Annotated in this window: 15 protein-coding genes; 8 read left to right on the top strand and 7 right to left on the bottom strand. The window is 67.5% G+C overall.

Annotated features, from left to right (window positions below; genetic code table 11):
• Positions 1–366 precede the first annotated feature (366 nt).
• Positions 367–1,212 (bottom strand): class I SAM-dependent methyltransferase, encoded by an 846-nt coding sequence (locus tag D187_RS50655; protein WP_002632450.1) that lies wholly within the window; start codon positions 1,210–1,212, stop codon positions 367–369.
• Positions 1,209–2,624, bottom strand: a complete 1,416-nt coding sequence (locus D187_RS31450; RefSeq protein WP_002632449.1) for an FAD-binding oxidoreductase — start codon at positions 2,622–2,624, stop codon at positions 1,209–1,211. Before D187_RS31450 ends, D187_RS50655 begins: the two co-directional genes overlap by 4 nt.
• A gap of 120 nt (positions 2,625–2,744) precedes the next feature.
• Between D187_RS31450 and D187_RS31445 the strand changes: the two genes are divergently transcribed.
• Both D187_RS31445 and D187_RS31440 read left to right on the top strand, forming a co-directional pair.
• Positions 2,745–3,530, top strand: a complete 786-nt coding sequence (locus D187_RS31445) for a helix-turn-helix domain-containing protein (RefSeq protein ID WP_162159719.1) — start codon at positions 2,745–2,747, stop codon at positions 3,528–3,530.
• A gap of 35 nt (positions 3,531–3,565) precedes the next feature.
• Complete coding sequence (locus D187_RS31440) at positions 3,566–3,775, top strand: hypothetical protein (RefSeq protein ID WP_245591872.1); 210 nt, start codon at positions 3,566–3,568, stop codon at positions 3,773–3,775.
• Positions 3,776–3,829: 54 nt separating this feature from the next.
• Here the strand turns inward: D187_RS31440 and D187_RS31435 are convergent, their stop codons facing one another.
• Complete coding sequence (locus D187_RS31435; protein WP_002632446.1) at positions 3,830–4,579, bottom strand: SDR family NAD(P)-dependent oxidoreductase; 750 nt, start codon at positions 4,577–4,579, stop codon at positions 3,830–3,832.
• A gap of 313 nt (positions 4,580–4,892) precedes the next feature.
• On the opposite strand from D187_RS31435, the gene D187_RS31430 reads away from it, so the two are divergent.
• Both D187_RS31430 and D187_RS59320 read left to right on the top strand, forming a co-directional pair.
• Complete coding sequence (locus D187_RS31430; RefSeq protein ID WP_002632445.1) at positions 4,893–5,369, top strand: MarR family winged helix-turn-helix transcriptional regulator; 477 nt, start codon at positions 4,893–4,895, stop codon at positions 5,367–5,369.
• Positions 5,370–5,461: 92 nt separating this feature from the next.
• Positions 5,462–5,911 (top strand): flavodoxin domain-containing protein, encoded by a 450-nt coding sequence (locus D187_RS59320; RefSeq protein WP_368665059.1) that lies wholly within the window; start codon positions 5,462–5,464, stop codon positions 5,909–5,911.
• Here the strand turns inward: D187_RS59320 and D187_RS58910 are convergent.
• Both D187_RS58910 and D187_RS58905 read right to left on the bottom strand, forming a co-directional pair.
• A complete protein-coding gene (locus tag D187_RS58910) occupies positions 5,862–6,728 on the bottom strand; it encodes a M57 family metalloprotease (RefSeq protein WP_281171801.1) in 867 nt (288 codons plus the stop codon). The two genes, D187_RS59320 and D187_RS58910, sit on opposite strands and share 50 nt — an antisense overlap.
• Positions 6,729–6,779: 51 nt before the next feature.
• On the bottom strand, positions 6,780–7,001 hold the full coding sequence (locus D187_RS58905; protein ID WP_281171800.1) for a hypothetical protein: 222 nt from the start codon (positions 6,999–7,001) through the stop codon (positions 6,780–6,782).
• Positions 7,002–7,437: 436 nt separating this feature from the next.
• Between D187_RS58905 and D187_RS31415 the strand changes: the two genes are divergently transcribed.
• Positions 7,438–8,877 carry an FG-GAP repeat domain-containing protein gene (locus D187_RS31415; protein ID WP_002632442.1) on the top strand — a complete coding sequence of 480 codons (1,440 nt, stop codon included), beginning with the start codon at positions 7,438–7,440 and terminating at the stop codon, positions 8,875–8,877.
• Between the two features lie 116 nt (positions 8,878–8,993).
• Here D187_RS31415 and D187_RS58900 read toward each other — a convergent pair whose 3' ends face one another.
• Positions 8,994–9,713, bottom strand: a complete 720-nt coding sequence (locus D187_RS58900) for a LysR family transcriptional regulator (RefSeq protein WP_002632441.1) — start codon at positions 9,711–9,713, stop codon at positions 8,994–8,996.
• A 91-nt stretch (positions 9,714–9,804) separates the two neighbouring features.
• On the opposite strand from D187_RS58900, the gene D187_RS59585 reads away from it, so the two are divergent.
• The 3 genes from D187_RS59585 to D187_RS55620 all read left to right on the top strand — a co-directional run bounded on the left by D187_RS59585 (position 9,805) and on the right by D187_RS55620 (position 11,467).
• Complete coding sequence (locus tag D187_RS59585; RefSeq protein WP_081713933.1) at positions 9,805–10,320, top strand: aldo/keto reductase; 516 nt, start codon at positions 9,805–9,807, stop codon at positions 10,318–10,320.
• Between the two features lie 232 nt (positions 10,321–10,552).
• Complete coding sequence (locus tag D187_RS31405; protein ID WP_002632439.1) at positions 10,553–11,146, top strand: peptidase inhibitor family I36 protein; 594 nt, start codon at positions 10,553–10,555, stop codon at positions 11,144–11,146.
• A 177-nt stretch (positions 11,147–11,323) separates the two neighbouring features.
• Complete coding sequence (locus tag D187_RS55620; RefSeq protein ID WP_155893721.1) at positions 11,324–11,467, top strand: hypothetical protein; 144 nt, start codon at positions 11,324–11,326, stop codon at positions 11,465–11,467.
• Positions 11,468–11,873: 406 nt separating this feature from the next.
• Here D187_RS55620 and D187_RS31395 read toward each other — a convergent pair whose 3' ends face one another.
• On the bottom strand, positions 11,874–12,665 hold the full coding sequence (locus D187_RS31395) for an SDR family NAD(P)-dependent oxidoreductase (RefSeq protein ID WP_043432316.1): 792 nt from the start codon (positions 12,663–12,665) through the stop codon (positions 11,874–11,876).
• Positions 12,666–12,672 lie beyond the last annotated feature (7 nt).

Below are 12,672 nucleotides of genomic sequence, written 5' to 3'. Positions count from 1 at the left end.
GTGGGCAACTGCCCCGGTCTACCCGACAGGTGACGAGATGTCGGAACGAGTCCTTTGACACCTTCCTAGGCGCCGGGGTCAGGCTCGCACCTGCCGGGGGCAGTCCCAGGTGCTCCGAAATCGCTCGCACCCCTCCCGCCTCGTTCACGTACGCCAGCACTCCACGACCGCTGGCACGGCTGAACTCGAGGTTGATGAGCTCAGGTGGCTCTCTCGCGGTTTGTGTGCATCCCCCGGGCATTTCGATGTCCGGCGGATCGAGGGTGAAGTCGCGTTGGTGAGAGGTCGCCATGGACGCGCAAGGAGAGCGTGCCCGCCATGACTGGGAGACGGAGGTGGTCAGGCCGCGATCGCGGCCGCGCTCGCCTACAGATGCCCGCGGAACAGCAGTTCGCCGGGTGACGGATCGGGCGCGGCGGCGTCGTCGGCATCCGCGACCCGGTGCACCTGTAGCCCGCACGCGGCCATGGTGCGCGCGAGCGCGCCGGGCGCGATGCCCCAACGGAACGGTTCGCCGCGCGCGCGCAGCCAACCCGTGACCCAGCGCCGCGCGCGCAGGAACGCCGGACGCCCGCCGGGCGGGCAGAGCATGGCGGTCGCGATGACCTCGGGCGTGCTCCCGCAGGCGTCGCGCATGCCGGCGAACAGGTCCGCGACCTGGGCGCGATCGAGATACATCAGGAGTCCCTCGGCGACGAACAGCGTCGGCCGCGCCGGATCGAACGCCGGCACGCCCGACAGCAATGCGGGCAACGGCGTGCGCGCGAGGTCGCCCGGCAGCAGAACATGGCGCGGACAGGCCGCATCCAGCGCCCGCAGCGCACGGGCCTTGGTTGCCAGGCTCGCGGGACGGTCGACCTCGAACGCGACCAGGCGCGGATGGCGCCGCACCATGCCGGCCGCGAGACCGTCGAACCCTGCGCCGAGCACCACCAGCTGGCGCGCCCAGGTGCCGCAGGCGAAGTCGGTCCAGTCGCGGATGTACCGCTTGCGCCATGCGAAGTGGGCCCCGAGCGCGGGCACGCCGAGGCGCTCGACGAGGCCGAGCAGGAGGCGCCCGACGGCGTTGTCGGCGAGGCCGAGCAGGAAGCGGCCGCCCGCACCGCTGGCGCGCAGGCAGCCACGCGCGATGTCGACATCCAATGGCGGCGAGCGCCGCCCATCGCGGACGGTCGCCGCGGCGACAAGCATGGCGGTCGTGATGGTGGTCACGCGCGGCCCTCCAGCAGGGTGCGCAGGTGGCGGTGCCAGTCGCTGTCCCAGCGGCCGGCGGGATCGCGCGCGTCCTTTTCCGCGAGGAACGCGTGGATGCGCGGGTGCGCGGCCTCCAGCTGCTCGCGCGTGGCCCAGCGGTGGTAGGTCAGGTAGTAGCTGCCGCCGAACGCGAGCGCATCGTCGATCAGCGCGCGGAAGGCGCCGGCCGCCGCGGCGATGCCATCGGCGTCATGGTGGACGTGCAGGTTGAGCACGATGCAGGCCCAGGGTTCCCGCGCCCATGCGAGCAGGCTCGTCGGATCGCGCTCGATGAGGCGCACCGTGCCGTAGATCGGCCGTGCACGGTGCCGGCGCAGTGAGTCGGCTGCGCGCGCCATGAAGTCGGCCAACCGCTCGCGCGGCACGTAGAGCTCGGTGATCATCTCCGACCCGCGGTGACCGAGAGCCGTGTCCACCGCGAGGTGGTAGCCGTCGAGGTAGACGCCGGTCTGCTGCGTGTCCGAGGCATAGCGCTGTCCGTGCGTCGACAGGTAGAATGCGGCATAGGCGTCGAACGCGCGCGAGGGTTCCGTGTGCGCGAGGAGCAACAGCCCGGCGAAGTCGGACGGCCCGAGGTGCTTCTGCGTGCTGGCCTCCGGCGCGGGGCCGGAGACCGGGCGGTAGCAGGACAGCACGCCGAGGTCGAGGAAGTCGTCGTGCGCGGGGTCGATCGCGAACTGGAAGTCGCCGAAGCGGCAGCCGGCCGCGATCGCGGCGTCGAACGCCACCATCAGGTCCGCGCTGCGGCACAGGCGTACCTCGCGCCGCAGGGTCTGCCGGCGTTCGAGGCGCAGGCGCAGCCGGACCACGACGCCGAACAGCCCGTAGCCGCCGGCCACGAGCGCGAACAGCGCCGACTCGTTCGCCCGGTCCGCCTCGACGCAACGCCCGTCCGCGTCCACCAGCACGATCGATTCGACATCCTCGACGAACGGCGCGAATAGCAGCCCGCGGCCGTGGATGTTCGAGGCGAGCGCGCCGCCGAGGCTGAACTGGTCGGCGCCGGTCTGTTTCTGGCGGATGGTCCAGCCGGCGTGGTTGTCGGGATGCGCGGCGAGCCAGTCGAGCAGCGCCGGCCAGCGGACACCGGCCTCGACCGTGACGAGGCCGCGCACCGGGTCGAAGTCGAGGATTCGGTCGAGGCCGGCGGTGTCGAGGACGAGCCCGTCGGAGAGAAACTGCTGACCGCCCATCGCGTGGCGGGTGCCGACGGTGATCAGCGGGCGGCCGTGGCGGGCACAATCGCGCACGGCGGCGCAGGTCTCGAGCACCGAGGCTGGCGTGAGCACACCGGCCACCTCGGTCGCGTTGAGGTGGGAATGGATGTCGTTGAGGATCGTGCGGCGCGTGGCGGCGCGGGTGGGGTGCATGGCGCGTCCTTGCGGGTCGGAAGCCGCAACGGTGCCAACGGGTATCTTCTGGCGCAATCGGATCCGCGGAAGTATCAGGATATGATCCCCAACGGGGCACGCCACGCCACGGAAGGGGCCATGAACGATCGAAGCCGATTGATGACCGCGCTGAAGCAGCTGCTCAAGGCGCGGGGCTGGCGCTACGCGGACCTCGCCGAGGCGCTGGGCGTGTCGGAGCCGACCGTGAAGCGGATGCTGTCGTCGGGGCGGATGGACCTCGCCCGGCTCGAGGACGTCTGCGCGCGGCTCGACATCGACTTCTTCGAGCTGGCGCGGATCGCGCGCGGGACGCGCGACGCACGCACGCACCTGTCGCCAGTGCAGGAAGCCGCGCTGGCCGATGCGCCGCGGCTGATGACGATGTTCCACCTGCTCTGCCAGGGCTGGCGCGTCGACGCGGTGCGCGAGGCGTTCGCGCTGGACCGTGTGGAGTCCACACGGTTGCTGGCCGCGCTGGACCGGCTCGACCTGATCGAACTGCTGCCGGGCGACCACGTGCGGTTGCGCGTGCCGCGCGACTTCGCCTGGCGCGACGATGGCCCGGTGCGCGCGCGCTACATGCACATGGCCAGCGAGGAGTTCCTGCGCGACCGCTTCGACGGGCCCGGCGCGCTGTTCACGCTGGAGCTGCGCGAACTCGGCGACGCGTCAGTCGCGCAACTCCGCCGCAGGCTGGAACGCGTGGTCGCGGAGTTCCGCGAAGCCGCGGACCTGGACGTCACGCTCCCGGCGGAGCGCCGGAACAGCGTCGGCCTGCTGCTGGCGATGCGCCCGTGGGTGTTCTCGATCGTGGACAGTCTGCGGGCGGATGCAGCGGCGAAGCCGGCCCAGCTCCCCGCGGCGCCTCGCGCGCGCCGCCGCTGACGGTGCCGCCTCAGGCGGCGTGCGGGCGCTCTCGGTTGGCCGCTAAGGTGGGCAAGCTGGTGGACTGGAGTGGAGGTTTCTGGGAGCGGCGCTACTCGGCGGAGCCGGTGCTGGACGACACGGCGCTGGTGGGACGGCTGCGCTACGTGCTGGCCCATGGGGTGAAGGAGGGTCTGGTGGAGAGGAGCGCGGAGTGGCCGGGTCTCACGTGCCTGCCGCAATTGCTGGGGCCGGCGCGCAAGTAGACGCCGGCCCCAGGCAGGGAACGATGGGGGTGCACCTCATGGGCAGAGCGCCCACTACCTGGGCAGCCCTGAGTAGTCAGCCGGGCCCGCGAGCTGACCGCCGTCGACGGCGAGCTCCGCACCGGTGACGAAACTGGAGTCGTCGGAAGCGAAGAAGAGCACGGCGCGCGCGATGTCCTCGGGCTCACCGACACGGCCGAGGGCGATGCCGCTGGTGTCGAACACGACGTCGGCGGTCATGGGCGTCCTGGTCTGCCCGGGGTGCACCGCGTTGACGCGGATCCCGTATGGGCCGAGTTCCAGCGCTGCGGTCTTCGTGAGTCCGCGGACGCCCCATTTGGCGATGACGTAGCCGGACATCCGCGGGATGCCCTGGAAGCCGCCCACCGAGCCGATGTTGACGATCGAACCCCGCTTGAGCTTCCGCATTCCCGGTGCGACGGCCTGAACACCGTTGAACACACCGATGAGGTTGACGTCCAGCATCCGCTGCATCCGTGCGAGATCCCAGTCCTTCAGCTCGCCAGGGTCGGCGATCCCGGCGTTGTTGACGAGGATGTCGACCGTACCGAAGCGCCGTTCGGCGCCGTCGACCACAGCTGACCAGGACTCCGGCGACCTGACGTCGAGAGTGGCGGCGGTCACCTTCGGGCCGAGTTCGCCGGCGAGCGCCTCGGCGCTCGCGATGTCGACATCGGCCGCGATCACGTTGGCGCCCTCCGCGGCGAGGAGGCGCACCGTGGCCGCGCCCATCCCCTTGCCTCCGCCCGTGACGATGGCAGTGCGCCCTTCTACCCTTCCCATGGTGGTTCCTTTCTCCGTGCGCGGGGGTGTCATCCCTGCGCGATGTCCGTGTCGCGGACGACGTCCTCCACGAGAGGGGCTCCCCGTCCCGTGAGCAGCCATGCTCGGTGCGTGCTCGTGGATAGGTGATATATCACCTTCCTGCTTATATGATTTATCACCCATATCCGCTTGTCAACAGCGCACGGCGTGGGTCGCGCAGCTCGCGAGGCATCGGCGGTCCGTCGCCATCGATGGGGCCCGCGTATCGTGAATCTCGAGGCGCTCATGCGAGTGGGCGCGACAACCGTGACAACAGTGGAGGGCAACCTGAATGAAGGAGCTTGACGAACGTGAGCGACGCGCATGGTCGGGGCTGCTCAGGATGCAGGACGACCTGCGCCGTCACATCAGTCGACAGCTCATGCAGGACAGCGGGCTCTCCTGGGCCGATTTCGCGGTCTTGTTCGGGCTCTTCCAACAACCCGACGGCCGGCTCCGGGTGTTCGAGCTGCGCGATCTGCTGCGCTGGGAGAAAACGCGGCTCATCCATCAGGTGTCGCGAATGGCCACCCGCGGCCTCATCGAGCGGCATGCCTGCCAAGACGATAGCCGCGGGAGCGTGGTCGCTCTCACCGAGGCGGGGCGCGAGATCATCCAGGCCGCGGCCCCGCGCCACCTTCAGGACATCCGGGAGGTGTTCTTCGACGTGCTCAGCCCACGGCAACTGGACGTCTTGGCCGATGTGGCGGAGGCGGTTCTCGACAACATCGACGAGAAGGACGGGCGGGAGTCCGACCTCGCGGAATGACGTCGACGCGCCCCGTCGAGGTGGCGCGCTCACCCTCTTCCCTGGACTCCGCCCGCATGCTGTCCGAGCGGGTCACGCGTCGCTGAGTGGTGATGTATCATCCTGGGCAGGGTGATACATCACCTCACATGCTGACGGATGAAGGAACCATGGAAGCTACGAAGATCGCGATCATCTACTACTCGTCGACCGGAACCGGGACGAACATCGCGAAGGAGATCAGGGACGAGGCGGAGGCGCTGGGCGCAGAGGTCCGGGTGCGGCAGGTCGCCGAGCTCCCTCCGCAGGCTGTCATCGACAACAACGCGGCGTGGGCTGCGCATCAGGCTGCCACGGCTGACGTGACGTATAGGCAGGATAGAGGACGTGTTGAGGGGGAGGGCTGGTGCAGAGGGGCGGAGGAGGGCCGCGGACGGGAGCCGGCCGAGCTGTGCGCCGGGCCGGTGGAGAGGCCAGGCAGCCTCCTTGGGCATGCCTGTCCAGGCCTGCCTCTCATGAGGGGCGCGGCAGGGGCACCAGGTCTCTGGGCTGTGGCCGCGTAAGCCTCAACACCAGGCGCCCTGGGGTGGCGCTCGCGCCGGGGTCAGGCTCGCACCTGCCGGGGGCAAGCCCAGGTGCTCCACCATCGCGCTCACCCCTCCCGCTGGCTTCACGTCCGCCAGCTCTGCTCGTGACAAACGCTCCAGTGCCAGCGGTGTTGAGGTAGGCCCCCGCTTGCTGGTTGGACCCGTCAATCCAGCGGTAGTAGGCGAAATCGGCCCGGCCATCGCCGTTGAGGTCGACGAAGCGGCCACCCAGGTCGCCCACGGTGTCCGAGGAGAGATGGAAGGGCGGAGTGAACTGAGGTGCCGACTGCCAGGCGCTGTTCTGCGCGAGGTACAACGCCTTCAGCGCGGTAATGTCGCTGGAGGCGAACTCGCCTGTCTCGACAGAACGGAAGCAGGAGTTCATGAGCGAGCCGCCGACGTTCGCCCTGGTCGGCGTGCCCGGGATGTGAATGGCGCCGACGCCAGCGTCGCCCTCGTTACCGCCGGAGCCGCAGCTGATGCTGCGGTTGTAGTAGTCCGTGTGGCGGAACCCGATGGTGTGGCCGAGCTCGTGCGTGATGACGTGCTCGATGACGTCGACGCTGTACGAGGCGAGTCCGGCACCGATGTTGATCGTCGAGTACGGCAGCCCGCCCGACGGGAAACCGGCGGATCCTCCCACCATGCCCGGCTGGAGCACCGCGTTGATGGTGAAGCTGCAGCCGGTGCTCGGCGTGCGCGCCATGGCGAAGGTGAGTGGCAGCTCGTCGTAGTTCTGGATGGCCAGATCGAGCGCCGTGCTGAACGCGCCGGTGAACGTCGAGCCGTTGATGCAGATCTTCGACAGCGACGTGCTGATGAGGTTGTTGGTGCGGTATTGCTCCTAGGTGGTGTCGCCGGTTCCGAGCATCTCGCGCGACGCGGCCAGGGACACCTCGGCGTCCCGCCCGACGTAGACCTTCCCGTCGACGATCATGATGTCATTGGCAGGGAACCCCGCCTTGACCAGATTGCCGACGATCTCCTGCGTCTCATCGGGTTGTCCGGAGCACCCGAACGTCAATGCAATACATCCCGCCGCAAGTACGACGCTTCTTGGAAACATGGAAACCCCTTGGTGAACGCATCTCCGGGATCGCTGCCTCGTGGCGACCTCCCGGCAACTCGTTGCTAGCGCAACGGAATGGATTTTGCCATAAGCGATTGGTCCGAACTTCGATGCGGAGGACCGGCATGCTGTGATGGTGTCAGAGGGGCCGAGGAGGGCCGCGGGCGGGAGCCGGCCGAGCAGTACGCCAGGCGGTGGAGAAGCCGCGCTGCCGACTTGTAACCAGCGCGGTCACAGGCGAGGCGGGTTTTGTCGCCTGGGCTGCAACAGAGACAGGACATCTGTCCCTGGAGACGACGGAGAGCGAGCGCGTGTTGGCTGCTGGCACAGTCGGTGCTTGGTGACGCCTCGTTGTCCACCTGCGCCGGGCCACAAGGCCACGCAGGGCACTCCTCCGAGGCCCCTCATGAGAAATCACGAAGCTCCCACCTGCATGCGTCTTCCTCTGATCCTGCTCGCGCTCGCCCTCGTGTTGCCCGGTGCCTCCTCCGCGGCGACGGTGTCGTTCTGTCCGGAACCAGTGGTGCCCTCCGGCCAGAACTTCGTGAACTCCAACGGCTCGTATTCCGGAGCCCTGGCCTCTGGCATGTATCGCATGACGCTGTCGCAGTCTGGGCCCTTCACCATCCAGAACCTCCAGGCCTCCTGGAACGGTGTCGTCGCCGGTGCCTACCAGCAGATCATCGGCAGCTCGAACGTCATCCTCAGCGGCATCCTTCCCTCGAACGTCACGCCCGGCCAGACGGTCACGGTGACCTTCCGTATCTATAACATTTTGGGCCAGGTGGCGGACTCCAGCACGCTCACGGTGACCGTCGGCGGTCAAAGCCCTGGCTGGCAGAAGGTCTGGACGGCCTCAAGCCAGTCGGGTCTCGCGGGCTATTCCAAGCACTACATCGGTGACTTCGACGGAGACGGCGCCGAGGACATCCTCGCCGTCAGCACGAGTGGGTGGATGACCCTGTTCCACTGGCACAACAACGACTGGGAGTGGGGCTGGAGCAACTACGGCAGCTCCAGCGCGGGCGGCGGCATCTACCCGTACCGCAACAACCTCGTCGTCGGCGACTTCGACGGAGACGGCAAGGACGAGGTGCTGGGTGTCTCCTCGTGGGTGACGATGTTCCACTTCGACAACGGCACGTGGAACTGGGGCTGGAGCAGCAATGGCAGCACCCAGGACCAGCTCTACGCGCATGCCAACGGGGGCGGATACCTCGTGGTCGGCAACTTCGACACCGTCAACAACAGCGGGAACTCGCCCGTCAACAAGGATGAGATCCTCGGCGTGAACCCGAACGGGTGGATCACGCTCTTCCGGTTCAATGGCAGCAGTTGGGACTGGGTCTGGAGCACGTACGGCAGCACGTCTCACGGAATGTATGGCTACCGGTCCAGCCTGCGCAACGGCGGCGACACCAACGGTGATGGCCAGGACGAGGTCCTGGGGCTGAGCGGTTGGGCGACGACCTTCAACTTCGCCAATAACGGCTTCAATTGGGCCTGGAGCACCTATGGGGCCAACAACATCGCTGGCGTGGGCTACCCGCAGGCCAACAGTGGCGCGTTGCTGGTGGGCAACATCGACCAGCTGGACTCTCGTGACGAGTGGTTCTTCATCCAGAAGGGCCCGAGTGCGAGCTGGGCCACCACCGTGGACTGGTCCGGCAGCCAGTTCACCTGGAACTGGTCGAACCATAACTACAGCCCCGCGGTGTCATTCATTGGCGACTGGCCGCTCGCGAACAACGCAGGAGGCAGCGCCAGCTACGCGTTGGTCCGCGCAGTCGCTGGTCAGCCGAAGTACCTCTTCGCACGCCGGTGCAAAGACATGCGCATGTACGTGGTGTCGAACCCCTTGGCCAACTACTGAGGCTCGCACGGCGGAACGTGCACCCATCATGTGAACTGCCTCCTGACAACCAACAGGAGGCAGTTCACGCGAAGCCTGATCGGCATGGTTGGCACGAAACCAAGGTCTCTGACGATTCACCACTGAATGGTCATCGGCCCCTCCGCTCCAGTCCACCACCTCTCCACAGGCCTTCCATCCTTCCTATGCTCGGGTCGTACACCTCCGCGTGGCCTGGGTCGTAGGGCCCGAGCGAGCCTCCCGCCACCAGGACCTGGTCTCCTGGCGGCGTCCTGTCCTTGCTCGCCCCTGCCTCCGGCGCCACGCTCGCCTCCTGTGCTGCTCCCTGGGGGAGCGGGCGAGGCCGTGTCTTCGGGAGCGGGTGGAGTCGTGGCACCACGCATGCATTTCACGGACGCGAGGGCCACCAACAGGAGACCAGAGAGGACGATGTTGACGAACCGGTCCTGCACGGACACGTCGACGTGGACATGTGGATGGACTTCGAGGAATTTCGCCAACATGGGCTCGACCACGAGCGGCAGCGAGAACGCGGGCACCGACAGGCGAAGCGAGCCCGTGAGCTGCGTGGTATCGGCGGACAGGTGCTCGAGCGCCGCCAGCGCTGATTGGAGACCCGGCGCGGCGTCTTCCAGGAGCTGGCGCCCGGCCTCGGTGAGTGACACGCTGCGCGTGGTGCGGGCGAGCAGCGCGTGTCCCAGCTTCTCCTCCAACTGGCGCACGGCCTGACTCACCGCGGAGGAGGAGACCCCGAGCTCCTTCGCGGCCTGGGTGAAGCTGCGACGCCGGGCGACGGTGACGAACACGGCCAGGGCATTGAGGGGCGTGAGGGCCATTTCTAAGAAATTCTAAAGAGTGTGTGCGGATTCCGCCTCTTCATTTCGGGGTCCCTGGAAGGCAGTTTGAAGCCATCCACAGGGGAGACACATGACGACGACACCTCGAATCGACTCGCTGGCGCAGTACCACCTGCTGGGCCGCAGTGGCCTGCGCGTGAGCCCGCTGTGCCTGGGCACCATGACCTTCGGCACCGAGTGGGGCTGGGGCAGCCCGAAGGAAACCGCCCACCGCATCCTGGCGCGCTACCTGGAGGCGGGCGGTAACTTCCTGGACACGGCGGACGGCTATACGGGCGGCACCAGCGAGCAGCTCATCGGCGAGTACTTCGCGCAACACGGCGGGCGGGACGGCTCGAGAGCAACCTTCGCGCCCTCGACGTGGAGATTCCGGCCCCGCTCGCCGAGCGCCTGGATGCCGCCAGCCGCCCCGAGCTCGTCCATCCGTACCACTTCTTCGAGGAGGCCTTCTTCACCGGCGGCATGTTCACGGGAGGCACGACGGTCCGGTCCGAGCCCACGTGGTTCCGGACGAGCCCGGGCCGCCGGTAGGTCCCGGTTTTGGAGTGCTCTGACCCAGATGCCCTCGGACACCAGCCCGCCGTGACGCAGGTGTCGAGCTGCGCGTCCAACCACGGCATTCCGGTGGGATGCTCAAGCCTGTCGTCCTGGATGCGCTGCCGGCCTCGAGTCCATGACGGGCTTCACGGCTATACAGTGAATCGGCGCACAGCGTTCTCCCGACGTCCTGGGCAGAGTGAGTCTCACCAGGGCCGAGCAGGGGTTTGGAACTGGTGAACGGAATCACTCACCCAACCAGGACGAAAGAGAGACACTCCATGGAACGCATGAACACGAAGATGAACAACAAGTCCTTCGACAGGAATCCGCGTGGAGCGCGTTGGGCGGGCCTCCTCGGCCTGCTGCTGGTGGCTCCCGTGGGCTGCGGGCCGGAGGAGAGCCAGCTCCCCGAGGAGGGGGGGTCCGGAGTGATGGCCTCCTACCGCGGAACCCAGGTGTCCCTGGAGTGGCTGCTGCGGAACCGAGAGGCGGTGAGCTGCGATGACCACCTGGGGCACGGCATCATCTCCTGCTACGACTCTCATCCGGAGATGATGGCGAGCCTCGAGTCGGGGAAGGTGTCCGCGCAGGCCTGCGGCACCCATGGGACCCAGTACGCCACGATCTGGGAGCACTTCGGGTATTCCGGCTCCAGCTTCACGCTCTTCTACGACTACTCCAACCTTGGGAGCATCGGCTGGAATGATAGGATCAGCGCCGTCCAGGTCGTCTCGGGATGCTCGGCCAGATTCTTCCAGAACGCCGGTTACGACTCCGGCGCCTTCGGCGGTCCGATCCCCTATTCGGAGAACACCTGGTATGTGGGTGACGTCTTCAATGACCAGTTCTCCTCGGTGAGTCGCGGGGGGTAACCACGAGTAGCGCTCCCCTCTGGAAGAGGAACGGGGTGAGGGGAGCGAGGGTTCCGGATCGAACAGCCCGAGACTCGTTGCTTCCCTGATCACAACGGGTTGCCGGGAACGGGCGCGAGTGTTCGCGACCCTTCACTCCGCCATGGGCACACCTTCGGTTCGTCCCCGGTGCTGAGGGTGGCTGGCTCGCCCCGGCTCGAGCCGTACCTGAAGTTCTCGCCCTTCAGTGAGGGCCTCGCCATCCGCGCGGCGCGGTTGGCGTTGACCTCCGTCGATGGCACGTCGGACGGTCCACGCCTCTACCGTGCCGGCGATGACTGATGTCGCTCGCCGTATCCTCACGATCTGGGCCAGGCCCGAGGTTGCGATCGATCTCGATCGCATCGTGGTCGAGCAGCGCTTCTACCATTCGAAGGACGGCACGCGCATTCCGATGTTCGTCGTGCGTCGCGCGGATATTCGGACGCCGGCACCCACCCTCCTCTCTGCCCTCATCCAGGCCTCCCGGAGGCGGCTTGACAAGCCACCCGTGCCTCATTGTCTAGCGAACAAGAGACTAACACACCAAGTGATGACGACCTTGAAACGGCGAACCGTCGGGACACGGCTTTCCTTCGCGCTTTACAGCACCACGAACACGCGACCCCTCCGGGGACACCTTCTCGCTCGGGACACCTTCCCGGGGGCTCAAGTCCCTCGTTTCGAGTCCTTTGACACCTGAACCAGGTCACACGCTGCGAATGGTCCCGCCGTCGACGCGCAACACCGCACCGGTCACATACGCCGCGCGAGGGCTCGCCAGGAACACCACCGCATTCGCCACTTCTTCCGGCCGGCCCAGACGACCCACGTCGTTGGGAATGAATTCACGAACGGCGGCGCGCTCGATCTCATCCCACTGCGTGCCCCAACCGTGCGCTTCGGCCACGTGCCGCATGAAGCCCTCGATCGCTGGCACCCGAATCGCCCCGGGAGCGACCGCGTTCGACGTCACGCCACTTCCCGCGAGCTCACGCGAGAGCGAGACCGCGAGGTTGTGCCGGGCCGCGAGTGTCGCGTTGTAGTGCGGCTGCGTCGGCGCCGGCTGTGTTGCGAGTCCACCACCGATGGTGATGACCCGGCCCCAACCACGCGCCCGCATTCCGGGAACGAAGTGCCGAATCATCCGCACGCCGGAGATCACGTTCTGCTGCCACACGTCGGCCCACTGCTCCGGCGTTGCCTTCAGCCATCCCACATGTGCGTAGCCGCCGGCGTTGTTCACCAGGATGTCGATATCCCCCTCCACCGCCGCGCGCACCGCATCGGCCCCCGCGTCAGTGGAAAGGTCTCCGAGGGCCATCTCCGCGCGTCCACCAGCGGCGCCGATGGCCTCGACCACCTGTCTGGCCCGTGTCGCGTCGCGGCCGTGCACGATGACCGTCACACCCTCCGCCGCCAGCTGCTTCGCGATGGCTTCGCCGAGCCCCGAAGTGGAGCCCGTCACCAATGCCCGTTTCCCCTGAAGTTCCATGTTCATGAGCGCT

The organism is Cystobacter fuscus DSM 2262, from assembly GCF_000335475.2.
Classification (GTDB): Bacteria; Myxococcota; Myxococcia; order Myxococcales; family Myxococcaceae; genus Cystobacter; species Cystobacter fuscus.
Note: the sequence above shows the minus strand (reverse complement) of the source record. Positions and strands in the feature narration are given on the sequence as shown.